Origin of the sequence: Streptomyces zingiberis, from assembly GCF_012034935.1 — a bacterium.
Lineage (GTDB): Bacteria > Actinomycetota > Actinomycetes > Streptomycetales > Streptomycetaceae > Streptomyces > Streptomyces zingiberis.
On the sequence record NZ_JAATEN010000016.1, the window covers coordinates 131,626 to 153,816 of the forward strand.

At 75.6% G+C, this 22,191-nt stretch carries 16 protein-coding genes; 8 read left to right on the forward strand and 8 right to left on the reverse strand.

What is annotated here, in order from left to right; translation table 11 throughout:
- Positions 1–17: 17 nt before the first annotated feature.
- The 7 genes from HCK00_RS19590 (at position 18) to HCK00_RS19620 (ending at position 7,377) form a co-directional block, all read left to right on the forward strand.
- Entirely contained in the window at positions 18–827 is an 810-nt protein-coding gene (locus tag HCK00_RS19590) for an SAM-dependent methyltransferase (RefSeq protein WP_168103304.1), read from the forward strand.
- A 163-nt stretch (positions 828–990) separates the two neighbouring features.
- The gene (locus tag HCK00_RS19595) at positions 991–2,094 is read left to right on the forward strand and encodes a calcium:cation antiporter (RefSeq protein WP_168103305.1); all 1,104 of its coding nucleotides are present in this window, start codon (positions 991–993) and stop codon (positions 2,092–2,094) included.
- 485 nt (positions 2,095–2,579) lie between these two features.
- Entirely contained in the window at positions 2,580–3,050 is a 471-nt protein-coding gene (locus tag HCK00_RS19600) for a hypothetical protein (protein WP_168103332.1), read from the forward strand.
- 426 nt (positions 3,051–3,476) lie between these two features.
- A complete protein-coding gene (locus HCK00_RS19605; RefSeq protein WP_168103306.1) occupies positions 3,477–3,923 on the forward strand; it encodes a DUF6069 family protein in 447 nt (148 codons plus the stop codon).
- Positions 3,924–4,377: 454 nt separating this feature from the next.
- Complete coding sequence (locus HCK00_RS19610; RefSeq protein WP_168103307.1) at positions 4,378–5,508, forward strand: Rieske 2Fe-2S domain-containing protein; 1,131 nt, start codon at positions 4,378–4,380, stop codon at positions 5,506–5,508.
- Positions 5,509–5,516: 8 nt separating this feature from the next.
- Positions 5,517–5,765, forward strand: coding sequence for a hypothetical protein (locus HCK00_RS19615; RefSeq protein ID WP_168103223.1), 249 nt, complete (start codon positions 5,517–5,519; stop codon positions 5,763–5,765).
- A gap of 655 nt (positions 5,766–6,420) precedes the next feature.
- Positions 6,421–7,377 (forward strand): PDR/VanB family oxidoreductase, encoded by a 957-nt coding sequence (locus tag HCK00_RS19620; protein WP_311765395.1) that lies wholly within the window; start codon positions 6,421–6,423, stop codon positions 7,375–7,377.
- A gap of 278 nt (positions 7,378–7,655) precedes the next feature.
- On the opposite strand, the gene HCK00_RS19625 is transcribed toward HCK00_RS19620, so the two are convergent.
- Positions 7,656–8,399 carry an IclR family transcriptional regulator gene (locus HCK00_RS19625; RefSeq protein ID WP_311765396.1) on the reverse strand — a complete coding sequence of 248 codons (744 nt, stop codon included), beginning with the start codon at positions 8,397–8,399 and terminating at the stop codon, positions 7,656–7,658.
- Between the two features lie 873 nt (positions 8,400–9,272).
- On the opposite strand from HCK00_RS19625, the gene HCK00_RS19630 reads away from it, so the two are divergent.
- The gene (locus HCK00_RS19630; protein ID WP_311765397.1) at positions 9,273–10,166 is read left to right on the forward strand and encodes a hypothetical protein; all 894 of its coding nucleotides are present in this window, start codon (positions 9,273–9,275) and stop codon (positions 10,164–10,166) included.
- Positions 10,167–10,275: 109 nt separating this feature from the next.
- Here HCK00_RS19630 and HCK00_RS19635 read toward each other — a convergent pair whose 3' ends face one another.
- The 7 genes from HCK00_RS19635 to HCK00_RS19665 all read right to left on the reverse strand — a co-directional run bounded on the left by HCK00_RS19635 (position 10,276) and on the right by HCK00_RS19665 (position 21,937).
- A complete protein-coding gene (locus HCK00_RS19635) occupies positions 10,276–13,608 on the reverse strand; it encodes an NHLP bacteriocin export ABC transporter permease/ATPase subunit (RefSeq protein WP_168103310.1) in 3,333 nt (1,110 codons plus the stop codon).
- 10 nt (positions 13,609–13,618) lie between these two features.
- The gene (locus HCK00_RS19640) at positions 13,619–15,736 is read right to left on the reverse strand and encodes an NHLP family bacteriocin export ABC transporter peptidase/permease/ATPase subunit (RefSeq protein ID WP_240965704.1); all 2,118 of its coding nucleotides are present in this window, start codon (positions 15,734–15,736) and stop codon (positions 13,619–13,621) included.
- A 323-nt stretch (positions 15,737–16,059) separates the two neighbouring features.
- Entirely contained in the window at positions 16,060–16,866 is an 807-nt protein-coding gene (locus HCK00_RS19645) for an HlyD family efflux transporter periplasmic adaptor subunit (RefSeq protein ID WP_168103312.1), read from the reverse strand.
- Between the two features lie 219 nt (positions 16,867–17,085).
- Entirely contained in the window at positions 17,086–17,292 is a 207-nt protein-coding gene (locus HCK00_RS19650; protein WP_168103313.1) for a type A2 lantipeptide, read from the reverse strand.
- A gap of 679 nt (positions 17,293–17,971) precedes the next feature.
- Complete coding sequence (locus HCK00_RS19655) at positions 17,972–18,286, reverse strand: DMT family transporter (protein WP_206320624.1); 315 nt, start codon at positions 18,284–18,286, stop codon at positions 17,972–17,974.
- A 395-nt stretch (positions 18,287–18,681) separates the two neighbouring features.
- The gene (locus HCK00_RS19660; protein WP_168103315.1) at positions 18,682–19,305 is read right to left on the reverse strand and encodes a hypothetical protein; all 624 of its coding nucleotides are present in this window, start codon (positions 19,303–19,305) and stop codon (positions 18,682–18,684) included.
- A gap of 412 nt (positions 19,306–19,717) precedes the next feature.
- Positions 19,718–21,937 (reverse strand): catalase, encoded by a 2,220-nt coding sequence (locus HCK00_RS19665; RefSeq protein WP_168103316.1) that lies wholly within the window; start codon positions 21,935–21,937, stop codon positions 19,718–19,720.
- Positions 21,938–22,191: the final 254 nt, after the last annotated feature.

A 22,191-nucleotide genomic window follows, 5' to 3' on the forward strand; every position in this document is an offset into this window, starting at 1 on the left:
CTGACGAAGCAGGTGTTATGACGGATCAGAAGGCCCTCCCCACGGGCATCGACACCAGCGTCGCCCACTCCGCCCGGATGTACGACTACTGGCTCGGCGGCAGCAACAACTTCGAGGCCGACCGGGAACTGGGCAGGGCGTTCGAGCTGGCGATCCCGGGCATCCGCACGATGGCCCGGGAGAACCGCAGGTTCCTGGGGCGCGCGATCCGGCAGATGGCCGGGGAGGCGGGCATCCGCCAGTTCCTCGACATCGGGGCCGGTGTCCCGGCCCCGGGGGACACCCCTTCCGTCACGGAGCTGGCCGCCCCCGGCAGCCGTGTGGTCTGCGTCGACAACGACCCGATCGTGCAGGCCCACGCCAGGGCCGTCATGGAGGCCGCCCCGGGGGGCGGCACCGTCTACGTCCAGGCCGACCTGCGCCGGCCGGAGGAGCTGCTGGCGCACCCGGGGGTGGCCGGCCATCTGGACTTCGACCGGCCCGTCGGGCTGCTGCTGGTGGCGGTCCTGATGCTGCTGAAGGACCAGGACCGCCCGTGGGCGACGGTGGCCGCCCTGCTGGACGCCCTGCCGCCCGGCAGCGAGGTGGCGCTCACCCACCCCTCCCAGGACTTCGACCCGCGGGCCATGCGCGAGGTCGTGGAGGCCGCCGCCCGGGGCCAGATGACGCTGGTTCCCCGCACCCGGGCCCAGGTCGAGGAGTTCTTCGGCGGCTGGGAGCTGCTGGAGCCGGGCGTGGTACCGGTGATGGCCTGGCGCCCGGAGGAGGAGCCGACCGACCCACGGGCCGCGTACTACTGGGCCGGGGTGGCCCGCAAGAAGGGCTGACGGCGCGGCACACCCACGGCGGCACGCCCGGGCCCGCGGGGCCCCGTTCCCCTGCCGTCCGGCGGACGAGGCGCCCGGCCGAGCCCTGGAGGGCGCGGTCCGCCGAGGGCCGGCCGGCGACCCGGTGAGCAGGCAGAGCACCACCATATGTAAAGGTTGTGCAATGGCCCGCACTCGCCTTCGCTCAGCGCTGTCGTCCTGGACCCTCGTCGTTCCCCTGCTCGCCCTGGTGGTGCTCGCCCTCACCTGGGGACGTGATCTCGGTGTACTGCCGGTGATCCTCGTGGCGCTCCTCCTGGGCGGTGCGGTGCTCGCGGCGGTGCACCACGCGGAGGTGGTGGCCCACCGGGTGGGCGAGCCGTTCGGTTCACTGATCCTGGCCGTCGCGGTGACGGTCATCGAGGTCGCGCTGATCGTCACCCTCATGGTCTCCGGCGGTGAGGAGACGGCCACGCTGGCGCGGGACACGGTCTTCGCCGCTCTCATGATCACCGTCAACGGCATCGCGGGTATCTCCCTGCTGGTGGGCGCGTTGCGGTACGGGACGACGCTGTTCAACGCCGAGGGCAGCGGGGCGGCGCTGGCCACCGTGGCCACCCTGGCGGCTCTGAGCCTGGTGCTGCCGTCGTTCACCACCAGCCACCCGGGGCCGGAGTTCTCGGGCTCGCAGCTCACCTTCGCCGCGCTCGCCTCGCTCGCCCTGTGGGGCATGTTCGTCTTCACCCAGACGGTGCGCCACCGGGACTTCTTCCTGCCCGTCACCCCGGAGGGGGAACCGGACGAGACCGAGGAGCACGCCGCTCCGCCGAGCGCGCGGGCCGCGCTGATCAGCCTGGCGCTGCTGGTCGTGGCCCTCGTCGCCGTGGTCGGGCTGGCCAAGGTGGAATCCCCGGCGATCGAGGCCGGCGTGCGGAGCGTCGGCTTCCCGCCGTCGTTCGTCGGTGTCGTCATCGCGCTGCTGGTCCTGGCGCCGGAGACGCTCGCCGCGGTGCGGGCAGCGCTGCGGCAGCGCATCCAGATCAGCCTCAATCTCGCCTTCGGCTCGGCGATGGCGAGCATCGGCCTCACCATCCCCGCCATCGCCCTGGCGGGGATCTGGCTCGACGGGCCGCTGGTGCTCGGCCTGGAGCCCACGCAGACGGTGCTGCTCCTCCTGACCATCGTGGTCAGCGCCCTCACCATCGTCCCGGGCCGGGCGACCCGGTTGCAGGGCGGTGTCCACCTCGTCCTGCTGGCGGCGTTCCTGTTCCTCGCCGTCAACCCCTGACCGCTGTTCCCCGCCCGCCGGCCGGGGCGCGTGCCGGCCGGGGACACACGCCGTACCCCGCCACCGCCGGAGCGCGTCCGGCGGGGTACGCGGTTCCCGGACGCCGGGCGGGCGGGCCCCACCGGTTCGCACCCGTCCCGCCCCCGGCGTGAGTGGCCGGGGCGTCCGCCCGCGTGCGCGGCGGGCGGCCGTCCCGGCTCCTCCGCCGGCGGTGGACCGGCGCGGCGGATGCCCCCGGGCGCCCGGGAGACGCGGTAGGCACGGGCGCCGCTTCCGTGGACACTGGGACCGCGGCCGGCCCGCGTCCCCTCACCCGCACCACCGGACCGGCCCCTGCGGCGTGCGCGCGCCCCGCCGGGCACGCCCCCGGCCGTGGCAGGAACGGCCGGCCCGCGCGCACGCGCACCCCCGACGAGGCGGTCCGCAGGACCCAGGGCCCGTACCTCCGGCACCACAAGCAGCCGCACCACAAGAAGGAGTTCCCCGTGCCCGTCCACGTCTGCTCGCTCATCGTGAACGCGCGGCAGTCCGTTCCCGCCGACGGGAACTATCACCTCGTCCGCTTCCCGTACGGCGACCGGGAGTCCTACGACGCCCACGGAATGCACAACGCTCGTCAGCCCGACGGGAAGACCTCCGCGTACCCGGACACGCGCTCCGGGCTGATCTGGCCGGCGGTCTCCGGCTGGGGGTCGCTGACGGCGATGATCCACTGGGAGGCGGGTGACTACACGGAGGTCCGGGACCAGTTCGTCCGGGACCCGCTGGGCCTCGCGGGCGGTGCCGACTCCACCGCCACCGAGGACCACGCCCGCACCCCCGGCGGCCAGTACCGCGCCAAGCACCACGAGATGTTCGTCCACCCCGGGACGCCGGTGGCGCTGCGGGTCCGCCACAACGGCAGCCGCGCGGCGTCCCTCGTCCACGCGCAGTTCAAGCTGGCCATCCACACCTGAGCCGGCCGGCGGGGGACGGCCCCCGGGCACGCGGGATCCGGCGCCCGTACCCGGCCCCCGCCCCGCGCGGCCGGGCGGCCGGGCCTGCCGCGTGACCACCCCGGCCGCGAACGACGGCCCCTTCGGGACGTCCTGGGGGTACCGGCGGGATGGTTTTCCGCCCACCGGCTCGACGGAGCGCCACCAGTCGTTACGTTCGGCGTTCGAAACCCGCGCGGCGCCGAGGTGCCGGCGCGCCGGGGGTGGGGGGTGGGCGTTCTCCGCCGGTGCCGGTGCGGCGCCGGCCCGACGACCCGTCCGCCGGCCGCCGGTGCGCCGCCCGCCGTGGGCGCACAGCGGGGCCGCCACGCGGAGACGCGGGCACGCCACCGGGCCGCCGCCGCGACCCCGATCCCCACCAGGCGCCACCGAGATGAGGAGCACACCGTGAACGAGCAGTTCACCGCCCGCCCGGCCGAGACCACCCGCCCCGGCGGACTCGTCGTGGCCGGGGGCCTGCTGGCCACCGCCGCCGTCGCCGTCGCGCTCAACGCCGTCGTCGCCGTGATCGCGCGGGCCGCCGGGGTCTCCGGCGACTTCGCCCCCCTCCATCTGTCCGACTACGCCCTCCTCACCGTCGTCGGCGTGCTGGCCGGCGCCGGGGGCTGGGCCCTGGTCCGGGCCCGCTCGGCGCACCCCGCCCGGGTGTTCCGCACGTGGATCCCGGTGATCCTCCTGCTCACCTTCGTCCCGGACATCCTCCTCGGCACCTCCGACGAGCCCGGCACCAGCTGGGGCGGCGTCATCGCCCTGATGGTCATGCACCTGGTCGTCGCCGCCGTCGCCATCCCCGCCTTCCGTTTCCTGCTGCCCCTCCCCGCCCGGCAGGACTGACGGACCACCGGCTCCCCGCCCGCCGCGCGAAGGCGCCGGCCCTCCTCATCCGCCCGCGCCAGGAGGGGTGTTGCGACGGCTTCCCGGCAGGGACCGGCCCCGGCCCGGTCTCCGATGACCCGATCGGGCCGGGCCGGGGCCCGGACGGGGCGGGGCGGGGTGGGCAGGACAGGACAGGGCAGGGCAGGCGAACTCCCCCGCGCCACCGTCCCGTTCGGGCCCGCCCCGCGCACCCCGGCGGGTGCGCGCCGCCCCGCGGATCCGCCTAACACGCCGTTGGCACGCAGGCAAGATCCCGTCAGCAGTCCTTCCACTCAGTGGAAGGGCGTCTTGCCGGTCCCGGCCGCCCGCCGCGAGTCTGCACGGCAGACCACACTCCGGCGCCCCCGGGGCCGGCCCCGCCCGCCGGTCTCCGGGACCGCGCCCCGTCCGCCAGGTGAGAGAGGGCAGAGCCGTGACCGCCGACACCCCCGGCACCACCAACACCACGAAGCCCGCCGACACGTTCGTCCGCGACCAGTGGTACGTGGCCGCCTACGGCAGCGAGGTGGGCCGGGAGCTGCTGGCCCGCACGGTCTGCGGCGAGCCCCTGGTCTTCTACCGCACGGAGGACGGCAGGCCGGTGGCGCTCGCCGACCGCTGTGTGCACCGCCGCTACCCCCTGTCGGAGAGCGCGCTGGACGGAGACCGCGTCGTCTGCGGCTACCACGGCTTCACCTATGACACCACCGGGACCTGCGTGGCCGTCCCCGGGCAGAAGCGGGTACCGCGCACGGCGCGGGTGGCCGCCTACCCGGTGGTCGAGCAGGACTCCTTCGTCTGGGTGTGGATCGGCGACCCGGCCCGCTCCGCGGGCACCGCGCCGCCGCGCGCCCCGTGGCTCGCGGACACGGAGAACTACACGACCGTGTGCGGCATGGAGCCGCTGGACGCCCGGTACGAGCTGCTCGTCGACAACCTGCTGGACCTCTCGCACGAGACGTATCTGCACGGCGGCTACATCGGCACCCCCGAGGTGGCGGCCACCCCGATCACCACCGAGGCCGACGACGAGAACGCGATCGTCCGGGTCAGCCGCCACATGGACGACGCCGAGTGCCCGCCGTTCTACGCCCGTTCGACGGGGATCGAGGGCCGGATCACCCGCTGGCAGGACATCGAGTACCTCGCCCCCTGCCTCTACCTGCTGCACAGCCGGATCGCGCCGACGGGCGTGCTGCCGGAGGCGGACGGCTCGGACCCGAACGGCTTCCACACCGAGATCACGTACGCCATCACCCCGTCCACCGCCACCACCACCTACGACTTCTGGGCCGTCTCCCGGGACTTCGCCCGGGACGACGAGGAGGTCTCGCGGTTCCTGCACGACTTCAACCGCGAGGTGGTGATGCAGGACGTGGTGGCGCTGAACAAGCTGGAGAAGGTCATCGCCGCCGAGCCGGACACGGTGCAGGAGCTGAGCATCAACATCGACACCGGCGGCCTGGCCGCCCGGCGTGTGCTGAAGCGGCTCCGCGAGGCGGGCAGGGCGGCCGGGGCACCCGGCGGCGCGGAGACCGGTACGGCGGCGGGGGCGGCGCGGTGAGGGCCCCGGTGAGCGGGGTGCTGCGGGTCTCCTGGATGCCCGGCAGCGACCAGTTGCTGGGCGTCTGTCACTGCGGCGCCGAGCAGGTGGCCGAGAGCCCGGCCGAGGTGTGGGAGTGGTTGCTCGCCCACCCCGAGGGGCACCACGCCCCCGGCGGACCGGCCGGGAACGGCCCCGGTGGGGGCGGGCCGGCGCGCGCCGCCGGGCCCGTGGCCCCCGGCGGGGAGGTCAGGAGCCCCGCCCTGCAACCCGGTTGAGCACACGGCGGGCCGGCCGCCGGATGAACGACCGGGCGCGCCGGCGGCCGGGTGATGGGGGCGGCCGGCCGGGCGGCCATGGAGCCGGGCGGCCGGGCGGCCACGGAGCGAGGCGGCCGGGCGCGGGCCGCCCGCACCGGGCGAACCCGCCTCCGGCCGCGGGCCTCCCCCTGGATCCGGTGGCCGGTCCTCCGCCTCACCCACCCGCCCCGGACCGCTGGACCCGCCGGCCCCGGCCGCAGGTCCCGGAGCCCGGAGGGCGATCCGCCTCCCCGGTGCCCGGGGTGGTTACACCCGGCGCCTCCGCCCGCACCGGCGCGGTCAGCTCCCGGCGCAGGCGGTCCCGCCCCAGCCTCCCCGAACCCCGGCCCGCCCGGCGGCCCTCCGCCCGACCGCGGCCCCGTGCCCGTTCCCGTGCCCGTGCCCGTGCCGAAACTCGAGGGACAGAGCCCCGATGAACTCCACCGGACCCACCGGACCCACCGGACCCACCGGACCCACCGGACCCGCCGGACCCACCGGACCCACCGGACCCACCGCCCCGAGTCACGCCTCCCCCACCCCCGCCGGCCCGGCCGCGCCCGCCACCACCGGCCCCGCCTCCCCCGCCCCACCCGGGCCGGTGTCCCGTACCCGGTCCCAGGGCCCGGAACCGGTGGCCGAGTTGACGGTCCTCCGGAAGGAGCGGGCCGCCGACGGGGTGGTCGCGCTCACCCTCGGCCGTCCCGGCGGGGCGCCGCTGCCCGCCTGGGCCCCCGGCGCCCATGTGGACCTCGACCTCGGTGACGGGCTGGTCCGCCAGTACTCCCTGTGCGGCGACCCGGCCGACCGCGCCACCTGGCGGGTCGCCGTTCTGCGCGAGCGGGACGGGCGCGGCGGTTCGGCGTACGTCCACGAGCGGCTGGCGGAGGGCGGCCGCGTCCAGGTGCGGGGCCCGCGCAACCACTTCGCGCTGGAGCCCGCCGGCCGCTACCTGTTCGTGGCGGGCGGCATCGGCATCACCCCGCTGCTGCCCATGGTCGCCGCCGCCGAGGCGGCCGGCGCCGACTGGCGGCTGCTGTACGGCGGGCGGGCCCGGGCGTCCATGGCGTTCCTCGGTGAACTCGACCGCCACGGCGAGCGGGTGACGGTCTGCCCGCAGGACGAGTACGGCCTGCTGGATCTGGCGGCCGCCCTCGCCGAGCCGGCCCCGGGCACCCTCGTCTACGCCTGCGGGCCGGAGCCGCTGCTGGCCGCCGTGGAACAGCGGTGCGGGGAGAGCTGGCCGCCGGGGGCACTGCGGCTGGAGCGCTTCCGCCGGGCCGACCCGGAACCGGCGGACGGCGCCGGGCCGCCGGCCGCCGACGAGGGGTTCGAGGTGGAGCTGGCCCTCTCCGGGAAGACGCTGCGGGTCGAGGCGGGCCGCTCGATCCTGGAGACGGTGGAGGAGGCCGGGGTGGACGTGCTCTCCTCCTGCCGCGAAGGCACCTGCGGCACCTGCGAGACGGACGTCCTGGAGGGCGAGCCGGACCACCGGGACGTCCTGCTCACCGAGGAGGAACGGGCGGCCGGGGACACCATGATGATCTGCGTCTCCCGCTGCCGCGGCGGGCGCCTGGTGCTGGATCTCTGACCGGCCGGCGGAGGGCCGTGGAGCGGGGGCCCGGAGCCTGCGGGGTGCGGCGGGCCGTGGCCGTCCCGGGTTCGGGCGGGGACGGGCGCCGGGACGGGAAGAGGCGGAACGGCCGGAGGCAGGCCCGCCGGTGTCGGCGGTGGGCGGACGGCCGGGCGCCCGCTCCGCCCGTCACGTCAGGGCCTCCGACCGCTCCGTCCTCGTCCGGCCGGGTGGGCGGCTGCGTGCCCGGCCCCGCCGGCCGCCGGGGCCGGGAGCGGCGCCCCGCGGCGCCGGCGTCACTCCGCCGCCCGTCCCAGCCGCCGCGAGATGCCCCGGGCCGCGACCCGTACCGCCGGCATCAGCGTGTGGGGGCGGGCCCCGGCGCTGGGCACCACCAGGGAGAGGGCCGCCGCCACGTCCCCGCCCGGCCCGCGCACGGGCACGGCGACGGAGAGGGCGTCCATGGTGATCTGCCGGTCGCTGACAGCGGCGTCGGCGCGGCGGACCTCCGCGAGCATCGCGCGCAGCCGCCGCGGATCGCGGACCGTCTTCTCCGTGAACCGCTCCAGCCGTCCCCGGCACACCTGGTCCTGCACGGCGGGCGGGCTGTGCGCGAGCAGCACCAGGCCGACACCGGTGGCGTGCAGCGGCCAGCGCCCGCCGACCCGGGTGCGCACACCGACGGCGGAGTGCCCGGTGATGCGTTCGACGTAGACGGCCTCGGTGCCGTCGCGGACGGCGAGCTGCACGTTCTCGTGGGTGGCCTCGTAGAGGTCCTCCATGAACGGCAGCGCGGCCTCACGGAGCCCGACGGGGCGCGGGGAGAGGGTCGCCACCTCCCACAGCCGCAGGCCGATCTGGTAACAGCCGCCGCCGTCGCGTTCCAGCGCCCCCCACTCGGTGAGCTGGGCGGCCAGCCGGTGGGCGGTGGCGAGGGGCAGCCCGGCGCGGTGGGCGAGGCCGGTGAGGGTGAGGACCCGGTGGCCGCTGTCGAAGGCGCCGAGCACGGCCAGCAGACGCGCCGCTACGGACTCGCTCACCCGCGGCTCCCCTCGTCCCTCGGCGGCCCCTCGGCCCGCCCCGGCCCCCACGGGCCCCTACCGGCCGCCGTCGGCGCGCCCGGAGCCCCCGGGGCTGTCAGGGCGGGCGGTCGGGGCAGGTCGGATGGCCAGGAGTCTGCCAGCCACCCGCGCCACCGGCCAGGCCGTCACCACCGGAAGCGACCCCGGCCGCCGCGGGAGCGGTCCACAGCGGCCGGGAGGCACCACGGTGCCGGGCCCCGCGTCAGCCCGGGCGCGGACGACGGCATCCCGCCGGAGCAACCGAGCGCGCCGAGCGGCGGGCTGGACACGGTCGTCGCGCACGGCGCGTGTCCAGCCGGAGATGCTCGTCACCATCGGCGGCCCAGGCGGGGCTTGTGCCACTTCCTCCGGGTTGATCCGGATACGGCGCGGTGGAAGCCGGCCGCGGCTTCGTCCCCTTGGCCTTGGCGCGCACGGCCGGCCTGATCAGGGGTCACACCCCTCCGGACGGCCTCTGCACCTCCGCCACCACATGCGCCCGCCCTCGCACCGCCGTCGGCCCCGGGCCGGAGAGATGGGGCAACTGGCACACCCCGAGCCTGACCGGAGCTCCTGCGCCCGGTGGCGGTAAGCCGAAACGACCCGCCGGGGAAAGGCGAACACTCAGGCGAGTTCCCGGTCAGCACGTCCCCGGGTTGCTCGAAGGCCCCCCATGGCACTGCTCGAGGTGGCCGCGGGCACTCGTCGTGATGCCGGTGACGTCCCACCAGGTGGCCGGCCGGGTGTCGCTCCGGGCGCGGAGGGGCCAGGATGGCCCCCGGCGCACGCACCTGGCACACCGGCACACCATCCCGCACCCTCCACCGCAGTCACCGGACGAGGAGCCCGAACGTGTTGAGAAGCGCTTGGGGAACGTTACGCACGAGACCGGGGAAGGCCCTGCTCGCGGCCGTCCTCTCGCTGTCCTTCGCCACCGCCGCCGCGCCCGCCGCCCCGGCGCACGGCCCGGCCCCCGGCCCCCGCTCCGGTCCCGGCCCCGGGAAGACCTCCGGCCGGCACGCCACTCCCTGCCCCCGCCTCGCCGCACGGACGCCGCTGTTCTGCGAGGACTTCGAGTCCCTGCCCACCGGCCCGGCCGTGAGCCGCCGCTGGCGGACCGAGAACGCGAACGGCACGCTCACCGTGGAGCGGCAGCGCCCGGGCCGGGGGGTCCACCGCCCCGGGAAGGCGCTGCGCGTCCGCACCGAGGGCAACGGCAAGGCCTTTCTCGTGGTGGACGGGCTCACGCCGCCCGGGAACAGTTTCTGGGGCCGGGCCCGGCTCCGCGTCGCGGAGTTCCCCACCGCCCCCGACTGGGCGCACTGGACGATGGTCGAGGCGACCGGGGAGGGCCCGGGCTTCGTCCGCCCGCTGGGCGGGCAGTACGTGCCCTCGGTGGACGCCAACCTGTGGGGCGTCGGCTCGGACGGCGGGCCCACCGGCGACTGGACGGCCTGGCGGGAGTCGGCGCCCGCGCGGGCGGGCCGCTGGGTGTGCGCGGAATGGCGCATGGACGCGACGGACAACCGGATCGAGGTGTGGTTCGACGGCCGGCCGCAGCCCGACCTGACGGTGAGCACCCGCGACCACGGCGGGGCGGACCCGGGGACCGACTTCGTCTTCCCCCGGTTCGGCACGGTGAAGTTCGGCTGGCAGCTCTACCAGCCGGACCCCGCCCCCGGGCGCTTCGACGTCCTCCTGGACGACCTGGCCCTCGCCCCGGAACGGGTGGGCTGCCCTCGCTGACCGTCCCCGACCGCCTCTGACCACCCCTGACCACCCCTGATCGGTACCCGATGCCCGGCGCCCACGGGGTCCGGTGGAGCCGGCGGCCGGGCCGGGCCTGGCCGCCGGCTCAGTGGATCTGCCGCCGCACCAGTTCGTGGAAGAGCCCGGTGGTGTCGGCGAGCAGCGTGGCGGGCGGGCCCTCCTGGACGACGCGGCCCGCGTCCATGACGACGATCCGGTCCGCGTCCATGACGGTGGAGAGCCGGTGGGCGATGACCACGCGGGTGGCGTTGAGGGCGCGGGTGGACTCGGTGACGACGCGCTGGGTCTCGTTGTCCAGCGCGCTGGTGGCCTCGTCGAAGAAGAGGATCCGCGGGCGGCGGATGAGCGCCTGGGCGATCATCAGCCGCTGGCGCTGGCCGCCGGAGACGGTGCCGCCGCCGTCGGAGAGCACGGTGTGCATGCCCATCGGCATCCGCCGGATGTCCTCCGCGAGCCCGGCGAGCCGTGCGGCCTCCCACGCCTCCTCCAGGGTGTAGGTGCCGGTGCCGCGGATGCAGTCCAGCACGGAGCCGGAGAAGGGCTGGGAGTTCTGCAGGACGACCCCGCACTGGAGACGGACGGCGGCCTGGTCGAGGGCGGCGAGGTCCTGGCCGTCGTAGAGCACCTCGCCGGCGTCGGGCCGGTCGAAGCCGATCAGCAGCCGCAGCAGGGTGGACTTGCCGCAGCCGCTGGCGCCGACGATCGCCACGAACTCGCCGGGCTCCACCCGGAAGGAGACGCCGTCCAGCACCAGCGGGCCGTCGCCGGAGTAGCGGAAGGAGAGACGGCGCGCCTCGATGGCGCCGCTGAGCTCACCGGGCCGGGTGGAGCCGCCGCGGACCTCGGGCACCGCCTGGAACACCGGCCGGACCTGTTCGAACATCGGCAGGACGGCGGCGGCGGAGATCAGCGCGCCGGTGAGCTGGGTGACGGCGCCGAGCATCATCGTCACGGCGGTGTTGAAGGTGAGGAACCCGGAGGGGGACAGGGCGCCCCGGGCGGGGCCGGCCAGCAGCATGAACAGCGTCAGCAGGGAGAGCGGCAGGGCGACCGCGTTGAGGACGGTGATGAGGTTCTTCACCCGCCCCACCCGCTGCTGGAGTTCGCGGCTGCGGGCGAACTCCCCCGCCCAGGCGGCGTAGGCGAAGCTCTCGGCGGCGGCGACCCGCAGCTTGGGCAGTCCGCGCAGGGTCTGGAACGCCTGGTTGTTGAGCTTGTTGGTGAGCACGACCAGCCGCCGCTGGTAGCGCAGCTGCCACAGCCCGAGGGCGAGGAAGACGGCGGCGATGACGGTGAGCAGGGAGAGCGCGACCAGCGCCAGCGGCACGCTGTAGACCAGCAGCAGGACGAGGCTGACGCCACCCATGGTGCCGGCCTGCAACACGGTGGAGCTGATCCCGGAGAGCACCCGGCGGATCGCGCTGATGCCCATGGCGGCGCTGGCCAGCTCGCCGGTGGAGCGTTCGGCGAAGAAGCGGGTCGGCAGGCGCAGCAGCCGGTCCCAGACGGCCGGCTGCAAGGTGGCCTCGACGCGCCCCTCCATACGGAGGATGGAGATGTTCTGCAACAGCAGGAAGGCGGCCGCGAGAACCGCACCGACGATCAGCGCCAGCGAGGTCTGGACGATCAGCCCGGTCTCGGCGGCGGGGACGAACTCGCCGAGCACCTTCCCGGTGGCGACGGGCACCAGGGCGCCCAGCGCGACGGCGACGAGGCCGCCGAGCGCGAGATTGCGCAGGTCCACCCGGGTGCCGCGGAGGGCGAAGAGCAGCAGCCGCCAGGCCGGCTGGGGCCGGTCGGGCAGCGGGCGGTAGAACATGACGGCGCGCGGTTCGAGATCCCCGGCGTTGTCCCCGCCGAGCCGCTCGCGGGTGCCGTCGGCGTCCACGGCCTCGTAGCGGCCGCGGCGCCACAGCAGGGCCACGGGTGACCCGTCGTCGGCCCAGCGGCCCACCAGCGGCCCGGTGTTCTCGCGCCACCAGGCGCCGCCGAGCCGGATGTCGCGGGTACGGAAACGGGAGGCGAGCGCGACGCGCTCCACCGGGTCGAGGCGGGCGCCGGCCCCGGAACCGCCCGCGTCCCCCGGGGCCGCCACGGGGATCCGGGCCGCGGCGGCCACCCGGTGGCAGACGGCGAGGGTCGCGTCGTCGGAGGTGCTCACCGCGCCGGGCGGGCCGGGCAGCGTGGAGCGGCGCCGGGGGCGGCCGATGGAGGCGAGCAGGGCCCGGTCGGCGCGTTCCCGCTCCGCCTCCCCCGCGCGGAGGCCGGCGGCGGTGCGGTCCTCGTGGGCGCGTTCCAGCCGTTCGATCCACCGGTCGAGGGCGGTGAGCAGCCGCACCTGCTGGTTGACCATGGTCTGCCAGAGAGAGCCGTCGATGAGGAGTTCGGCGGCGGTCTCCGCGCCGTAGACCGAGCCGTACTGCACGCTGCCGGGGGTGAGGGACATCCACAGGATGTTCTCGTCGCCGAACTCGGGCTCCCCGGCGGCCGGTCCGGCCCCGCCGTCCGGGGCCCCGCCGTCGCCGGGGGCTCCCGCGCCGTCCGCGCCGAGCGTGGGGTGCTGCTCGCCGAAGGGGGCCTCGAACAGGACCCGCAGGCTGCGTCCGTAGCCGCGGGCGAAGGCGTCGTCCAGCGGGCTGAGGGCCGGCTCGTGTCCGGGGTGGGTCCAGGAGCCGCCCTGGGCGGCGCCCGCGGCGTCGCCGTGGGGGTGCCAGGCACCGTAGGAGTCCTGGTACCAGCCGCCCTGGCCCGCCGGCCCCGCCCCGGGGTATGTCTCCGGGGAGTCGCCGTACGCGGTGTGACCGCCGTACGGGCCGTACGGGCTCCCGGCGCCGGCGGCCGGGGCACCGTAGCCGGGCAGGAGTTCGCGGAGCTGGATCCGGCGCAGGGCGCAGCCCTGCAACGGGCGGCCGACCAGGGTGTGACGGGGGCCTCCGGAGGGGCCGAGCAGCAGGGTGCCCGTCTCCAGCCGGCCGAGGAAGTGCCAGTGGCCCTCCTGGCCGGCGTCGACGGCGAAGAGGTCCATGGCGCCATAGGTCACCAGCCACAGCGTCTGCGGGCCGCCGAGGTCGAGGCTGCGGCTGCCGCTGTGGTCGACGGGTGCGCCGAGGCCGCCCAGGTGGGCGACGACGACATCGTCGGCGGCGGCGGCGGCGCCGACGCCGGCGCCGGCGCCCGCCGTGGCGCCGGGTCCGGTGGGGGCGCCACTGGCTGTGGTGGCGGCGGTGCCGGTGGGCCCGGCCCAGGCGGCGCCCGGAACGGCGCCCGGGGCCGTGCCGCCGGGGTGGTGGCCGGGGCCGGGGGTCCCGGAGCCCTCGGAGATCCCCGGGGTCCCGGCACCGGCCGGTGCCCCGGCGTGCCCGTCGGCTCCGGGTCCGGGCACGGCCCCGCCCCAGGGGGCCGGATCTGGTGTCGTCATGGTGGCGCTCTCAGTGCTCCCGGACCAGCGCGGCGTACGCCCCGCCGGCGGTGACGAGTTCCTCGTGCCGGCCGCGTTCCACGACCGTGCCCCGGTCCAGGACGACGATCTCGTCGCTGTCCCGTACGGTGCTCAGCCGGTGCGCGATGACCACGCAGGCGCAGCCGCGCCGCCGCAGGTTGTCGATGATGACCTGCTCGGTCTCCGCGTCGAGCGCGCTGGTCACCTCGTCGAGGACGAGGACGCTGGGGCGGCGGGCGAGGGCACGGGCGATCTCCAGCCGCTGCCGCTGCCCCCCGGAGAAGTTGCGGCCGTCCTGCTCGACGCGGCTGTGGATGCCGCCGGGGCGGCGGGCGACCACGTCGTACACGGCGGCGTCGCGGAGGGCCGCGGTCACCGCCTCCTCGGGGACGGAGGGGTCCCAGAGCGCGACGTTGTCCCGCACGGTGCCCTCGAAGAGGAAGACGTCCTGGTCGACGAAGGAGACGGAGGCGGACAGCGCGGAGCGCGGGATCTCGTCCAGCCGCACCCCGTCGATGCGGATGACGCCCTCCCAGGGCCGGTAGAGGCCCGAGATCAGCCGGGAGACGGTGGACTTGCCGCTGCCGGAGCCGCCGACGAGGGCGACCTGGCGGCCGGGCCCGACGTCCAGGGAGAAACCGGACAGCAGCGGCTTGTCCAGCGGGCTGTAGCCGAAGGTGACGTTCTCCAGCGTCACGTGGCCGCGCAGCCGCCGGGTGTCCTCGGGCGGCTCGCGCCGGGTGTAGAGGGGGTCGGCGGGGAAGTTCTCGACGTCCTTCAGCCGGGCCAGGTCGGCGGCGAAGTCCTGGAGCCGGCCGGCGACGCCGTTGAGCCGGGTGATGGGCGCGGTGAAGTTGGTGACCAGCGCCTGGAAGGCGACGAGCAGGCCGATGGAGACGGCGCCCTCCACGGCCCGCTGCCCGCCGATGAGCAGGATCAGCGCGCTGTTGAGGGTGGCGAGGGTGGGCGCGACCACCGCGAGGGCTGCGCTGGGGACGCCGAGCCGCTGCTGGGTGTCGAGGGTGGTGGCGTGCTGCCCGGCCCAGCGGCGGAACCAGCCGTCCTCGCCTCCGGTGGCCTTCATGGTCTCGATGAGCTGGAGGCCGCTGTAGGAGGTGTTGGTGAGGCGGGCGCTGTCGGCGCGCAGCTTCTGGGTGCCGACGGCCCGCAGCCGCATCACCACGCGGAGGGCGATCACGTTCGCCAGGGCGATGCCGATGCCGACCCCGGTGAGCTGCGGGTCGTAGGACCACAGCAGCACGGCGTAGAGCACCACCACGACGACGTCCACCCCGGCGGCGGCGAGGTCGCGGGCGAGGGTCTCGGCGACGGTGTCGTTGGACTGCAGCCGCTGGACGAGGTCGGCGGGGTTGCGCTGGGAGTAGAAGGTGACCGGCAGCCGCAGCAGATGGCGGAAGAAGCGGGCGCTGCCCAGGGTGGAGGCGATGATGCGCCCGCGCAGCAGATTGGCCTGCTGCAGCCAGGTGAGCACGGCGATGAGCGCGACGGTGGTGCCCATGGCGGCGAAGAGCACGCCGAGCACCGACGTCTGGTCGCCGAAGAGGAACATGTCGATATAGGTACGGCTGAGGGCGGGGACGGCCGCCCCGGTGAGGACCAGGAGGAAGCTGGCGACGAGCGCGGCGAGCATGGTGCCGCTGGTGCCGCGGAGCCGCGCGGGCATCGCGCCGGCCACCCCCGGCCTGCGCCCGCCGCGGCGGAATCCCTCCCCGGGCTCGAAGACGAGGACGACGCCGGTGAAGCTGGTGTCGAAGTCCTCCGGGGTGATGTGACGGCGGCCGCGGGCCGGGTCGTTGATGCGGACCATGCGGCGGCCGAGGCGGCGGACCGTCCCCTCGTAGACCACGTAGTGGTTGAACTCCCAGAAGAGGATGGCCGGGGCGTTCACCTCGGCGAGCGCCTCGGGCTCCATCTGCATGCCCTTGGCGGTCAGGCCGTAACTCCGGGCGGCCTTGAGGATGTTGGCGGCCCGGGAGCCGTCCCGGGAGACACCGCAGGCGATGCGGAGTTCCTCCAGCGGGACGTGGCGGCCGTAGTGGCCGAGGACCATGGCGAGCGACGCGGCACCGCACTCCACGGCCTCCATCTGGAGGACGACGGGGCTGCGCGCGGCGCGGCCGGGCCTGGGGCGCCGCCCCGGGCCGCCACGCCGGTCCCGGCGGCCACGCCTGCCGTGTCCGGCGCCGGGGGACCCGCCGCGGGCGCGGTCGGCGCGGCGGCGCCCGCCGGTGGCCGGGCGGCGGGCCGGGCCGTCCGCGGCGGGCCGGGGGCCCGGCGGGGCGGGGGCGGGCCGCCCGGCTGCGGCGGGCGCTCCGGAGCCCGAGGGCCCCGGTGTGCCGGTGGGCCCGGTGGAGTCCGAAGATCCGCCGGAGCCCGAAGAGCCTGAAGCGGTGGTCTCGTGCGGTGTGGTCATGGCAGCAGCCAGTCGACGGGGCGCTGGGCGGCGAGGTGGACGGCGCCACTGACGGGTGTGGTGGACTCGATCGGGAAGGGAGGCCCGTCCTCCTGGGACCAGGCGTAGCCGGACTTGGTGCCCGGGTCCCGCTCCAGCTCGACGAGGACGGCCACGGCCGGCCCGCCGGCGGAGAACCGCTCGGCGAGGTCGGCGCTGCCGAGGAAGGAGGCGATCCGCTGACGGGTCTGCGGGACCCGCCCGACGGCCTTGACCCGCCCCTTCAGTACCCCGAACTGCTGGGCGGGCGCGGACTGGACGCTGAGGTCCACGCGGGCGCCGACGGGGACGGGCGAGCCCTTCCCGCCGGGGATGTAGAGCATGGCCACCAGGGGGTCCTCGGGATCGTCCACGCGTTCGACCGTGGCCACCTGGGTGCCGGGGGTGATGACGGAGCCGGTCTCGGCGAGCAGCGAGGTGACCCGGCCGGCCTCCACCGTGCGGACGGCACGGGTGCCGCCCTCGGTGGCGACGGCCAGGACCGGCGCGTCGGCGGGCAGCATCTCGCCCTCCTGGGCCAGGACTTCGGTCACCTGCCCGGCGACGGGGCTCTGCAGGACGTAACTGCCCTCGGGGCGGGTGAGGACGCCGGGCGCCTCCTGCCGGGAGGTGACGGTGCCGGTCACGGCCCACACGACGGCGCCCGCCAGCACGGCGAGGGTGACGGCGAGCACCAGCAGGCCCTGCGGCCGGGCGAAACGCACCGGGATGTCGAGATCTTCGGGCGACTGGAGCTTGGACAGCGCCTTCTGCCGGAACTGCACGTTCTCATTCCTCGCCTGCGGATCCACCGGCCGTTCGGCCCGGCGGCGCACACCGTACCCGGTGGTCCGGGGCGGAACCGGAACCGGGGCCGCCGGATGACGGCACACATGGGCCCCGGAAGGATTCCGGGGCCCATGGTCGGCCCGTGCCGGTATCAGCCGGACCGGCGGGCCGTCAGCTGCCGGTACCCTCGCGGGCCCCGGCGGCGGATGTCTGGATCAGAGACCCGCGACGAGGCCGGTCACCTGGCCGGTCTGCACGCCGGTGACGTCCGTGACCAGGCCCAGGGCCTCCGAGACCGGGGCGACGCCGTCGACGGTGCCGAGGACGGCGCCGACGTTGACACCGACACCGCCGGACACGCCGTCCAGGTCGGCGTCGTCGATCTCGCGGGTCTCGACCTGGGAGGTGAAGTCGTTGCGCACTTGGGCTTCCCTTCAATTCCTTGCTGGGTGTTCTGCAAAACACCGGCCGCTTCAAGGGGGACGAAAAGCGGCCGACGGTCAGGGCGTCAGCTGCCCCTCCCCGGAAATCATGTGTGATCGATCTCCGGGCACCGCCAGATATAAGCATGCCGCCGCGGCGGGAGGCCACCTTCGCCACTACTGCCCCACCGTCACCACCCATGAGAGACCGCAGGTGAGGCACCGGATGATGACAACCCCTTCACACCTTCCACCGCGTGGCCACCGGAATTGGGGGCAGCGCGGGGACCCGACCGCCACGGCGGCACCGTGATTTCGGCCTCATCCCCTTCCTAACGTTCCTCTGTGCCGCTTCTGCAAAAACGGTGTGCAGGGCAGACGGAAAGCGACACGGGAAGACAAGAGGGGTAGGAAATGAAGTGGCGCGGGAAAGCGGGACAGACCCGTGCCCCGGGGCGGCCTGCGCACGGGCCCGAGGGGTGGGGGAGGGACGGGCGGGCAGGGCCCGGAACGCACCGGGCGGGAGACCGGGCGAGAGAGAGGGCGGAGACACGGCAGAGGGAACCCGGCCCGGGAGCGGCCCGGGAAACGGACGGCCCCACGGACGGGACGGGCGGCGGCTCTCCGCTCCCCCGCCGGCGCCGCCGGAACGCCGGTGCCGGTGGCACCACCGGCACCGTCAGTGCTGCAAACCCCCGCCGGCGTTCATCACGATCACACCGATGACGATCAGCGCCGCGCCGATGACCGTGGTGACGCGCACCTGCTCCCCGAAGAGCAGCACACCGCCGATGAAGGCGCCCACCGTCCCGATGCCGGACCAGACGGCGTACACCGGGCCCACATCGAGGCTCTTGAGGGCCTGGGCGAGCAGCCAGAACGCGGCCAGATAGCCGACGACCACCACGGCCGAGGGGCCGAGCCGGGTGAAACCGTGCGAGGCGCGCAGCGCCAGGGTCGCGACCACCTCGAACACGATCGCGACGGCGACCATCAGTACCGGGCCCACAGCGGTTCCTCCCTCGTGCCCACCCGCGGAGCCCCGCCACGGGCCCCGCTTCCGGTTCTCCCCGGGCGGCGGGCGGACGGGGACGGGCCGGCGCGGCGCGCGCCGCGGCCCCGGCCGAGCGTATCCGGTGCACCCCCGGTCACCGCCGCGGCCGGCGCCGGGTCGCGCTGGGAGGCGCGTCACACGGAACCGCCGTCCGCCCGGGCCGGCCCGCCACCGGGTGCGCGCCCCCGGGACGGAACGGGCCGCGGCGCCCTGGTGGGGCGGCGCGGCCGGGGAGCCGCGGACCGCGGGTGACGGCTGCGGTCCGGTGCGGTGTGCCGGTAAGGCCGTGGTGCCGCCCCGCCGGGGCGCGGCGTGGCCCCGGCCCCGGGCCCGGGTCAGCGGCGGTCGGGCGGTGACGGTTCGTAGGGGACGACGGGCGGGGCCGGCCGGGTGGAGAGGCCGAAGAGCGAGCCCGCGGCGACCACGAGTTCCCCGGCGGAGTCGACGGCCGTCCCGGCGGGGACGTTCATCCGGCGCAGGGCGCCCGACAGGGAGTCCTCGACGAGCGCGAGCCGGACGTTCAGGGCGCCGGGCCCGCCGCGGGCGCGCCCGGAGAAGTCGGTCAGCACCTCCTGGGCGTTGGTCTGGAGATCGGTCATGATCTGCCAGTTGCCCGGCTGCTGACGGGGCGCCTGCCCGCCCGCGGCGGGCGCGCCCAGGGTCCGCGGCAGCCGGACCGCGAGGTCGGCGTACCACTCGGAGAGGGCCCCGGACATCTCCGCGCGGAGACCGTCGAGGAGGACCAGCAGCACGGCGGCCCCCATGACATGGCTGACGGGCGGCTGGGCGGGCCCTCCCCCTCCGTTCCGGCCGGGGCCCTGCATCCCCAGATAGGAACGGAGGACGACGGGGACGTCCTCCTGCTGCTGGGGCCGGAGCGGCACCAGCACGTCCCGGACGGGGGCGACCCCGCGAGCGGCCCGCTCCGCCGCTGCCTGACAGGCGTAATCAGTGGGCACGGGGCACACCACTCCTCTCCACTGGCCCATCGGCATCAGTGGCATCGCGTGCTTGTTCGGTGGTTCGTCTTGGTGATCGGGGTCGTACCGTACCCGTATCCGCGTGTTTGGGGGAGGTCTCGGGGCCCGCTTTTTCACGCAGTGGAGGCAAACGGTCGCACAGCGGTCACCCCGCCCCGTTCTCCCTCTCCTCCGGGTGCCGGGCGCGCGGGACGCGGCCTCCACCCCCGGGCGGTGCGGGCCGTGGGCCCGCACCGGCAGCGGACCCACCCGGACATACGAAAGCGGCCCTCCCCCGCCGTCGTTCGGCAGGGGAGGGCCGCGTCGTTCGCCGGAGCCGTGGCCCTGGCCGCCCCGTGCGTCACGGGCACCGGGGGCCGGTCTCCGCGCGGGGTCGGACGGTGGCGCGGGATCAGACGGTGGCGGGGAAGCGGTCCCACACCCGGTGGCGGGTGAGCAGCCCGGCCACGCCGTCCAGGACGTCCACCGCGCCGTCGGGGCCGTCCGCCAGGATCACGCCGGGCGCCGCCGGGTCGATGCCGGCGGCCTCCGTGACGCGCCGGGCGTCGCCCCAGCCGCCGAGCGCCTTGGCGTGCCGGAACGCCTCCCCGGCGAGCAGCGCCACTCGCGGGTCGACCGGCGCGCCGCTGCCGCCGCCCGCCTTGGCGTCCCGTGCCCCGTGGGCGTCGTCACCCGGTTCCGGGGCCCCCGCCAGCAGCAGGGCGTCGAACTCGACGGAGCGGGCGGCGGCGAAGGTGCGCTGCACGGTGACCGGGTCGCCGGAGCCGGCGCCCAGGGTCCCGCCGGTGGGGGCGACCACCAGGGGCACCATGGAGCGGTCGAGCACCGCCTGCCGCACGGCGCGCACCGCGTCGAGGTCACTGTTCCCGTCGGCGACGATGCCGATGATCCGCCCCTCGGCCGGCCACTCCCGGCCGAGCTGGGAGAGCGCGGGGCTCGGCGCCACGTCCGCCAGGGGCTCCGGCGGCTCCGGGGCGGGCATCCCGAGCCCGGTGGCGACCTCCTGGCAGAGCACGGGGTCGATGGCGGCCAGGGTGCGCAGCACCCGCTCCTTGATCGTGTTCTCGTAGCACTTGCTCAGCTCGAAGGTGTACGCGGCGATCACGTGTTCGCGCTCCACCGGGGAGAGGCTGAGCCAGAACTGCCGGGGCTGGCTGTAGTGGTCGGCGAAGGAGGCCGGGGCCTCGCGCACCTTCCGCCCGGCGGGCACCTCGACGGGTGCCTCCACGTAGCCGCCCGCGTCGGCCCCGGCGGTGAAGGGGCAGCCGCCGTCGAGGGAGTTGGGCCGGTACGGGGCCACGCCGCGGTGCACCGCGGTCTGGTGCATGCCGTCCCGCAGCATGTCGTTGACCTCGGTGTGCGGGCGGTTGATGGGGAGCTGGGCGAAGTTGGGGCCGCCGAGCCGGGTGATCTGGGTGTCGATGTAGGAGAAGAGGCGCCCCGCCAGCAGCGGGTCGTCGGTGACGTCGATCCCGGGCACGAGGTGACCGGGGTGGAAGGCGACCTGCTCGGTCTCGGCGAAGAAGTTGGTGGGGTTGGCGTTGAGCGTGAGCAGCCCGATGGGCTGCACCGGGGACAGCTCCTCCGGCACGATCTTCGTCGGGTCCAGCAGGTCGATGCCCTCGAACGTCTGCTCGGGGGTGTCGGGGAAGGTCTGGATCCCGAGCTCCCACTGGGGGAAGGCGCCCGCCTCGATGGCGTCCGCGAGGTCCCGGCGGTGGAAGTCGGGGTCGGCCCCGCCGGTGAGCTGGGCCTCCTCCCACACCAGGGAGTGCACGCCGAGCTTCGGCTTCCAGTGGAACTTCGCCAGGGTGGTCGCGCCGCGCGCGTCGACCAGGCGGAAGGTGTGGACGCCGAACCCCTCCATCATCCGGTAGGACCGCGGGATGCCCCGGTCGGACATGTTCCACAGGGTGTGGTGGGTGGCCTCGGTGTGCAGCGAGACGAAGTCCCAGAAGGTGTCGTGCGCGCTCTGCGCCTGCGGGATCTCCCGGTCCGGATGCGGCTTGCCCGCGTGGATGACGTCCGGGAACTTGATGGCGTCCTGGATGAAGAAGACCGGGATGTTGTTGCCGACCAGGTCGAAGACGCCCTCTGAGGTGTAGAACTTGGTGGCGAAGCCGCGGGTGTCCCGCACGGTGTCCGCGGAGCCCCGGGAGCCGAGCACGGTGGAGAACCGCGTGAAGACGGGAGTCTCCACGTCCTTCTCCAGGAAGGCGGCCCGGGTGACGGAGGCCGCCGTGCCGTAGCCGCGGAAGACGCCGTGCGCGGCGGCGCCACGGGCGTGCACGACGCGCTCGGGGATGCGCTCGTGGTCGAAGTGGGTGATCTTCTCCCGCAGATGGTGGTCCCTCAGCAGCACCGGCCCGCGGGCCCCCACCGTGAGCGAGTGGTCGGTGTCCGGCAGCCGGTGCCCCTGGGCGTCGGTGAGGTGGGCGCCCCCCTGGGCGAGGGCGGCGGGGTCGGCGCCGGTGGGCCGGCCGGTCGGGCTCACCGGCTCCGGGCCGCTCTGGCCGGGCTTGGGGGGCAGCGGCTCGCGCGGCTCGGTGGGTTCCTGGAGCTGCGGCTCCTCGCTGCTGGGACGGCCGGGAATGGGGGCTGGCTGGTCCACGAATCCTCCGCGTGACGTCGAGTGACGGCCTACGCGTGACCCTGGGACGGCCTTCCGAAACCCGCGGACGGGATCCGGTCCCGGCCCGTCCCCCGGGTGGCGGACACCGCGGGACCGGCCCCCGGTGGCCGGCCGCCTGCCGGCGCCCCCGGTTCCGCAGGGGGCTCACCCCGGGCCCCGGGCCGGAGTTCCCTCCGCCCGGCGCCCCGGCCCCGGCTCCGCCCCCGACGCCCGGAGCGGTCCTCATCCCTCCA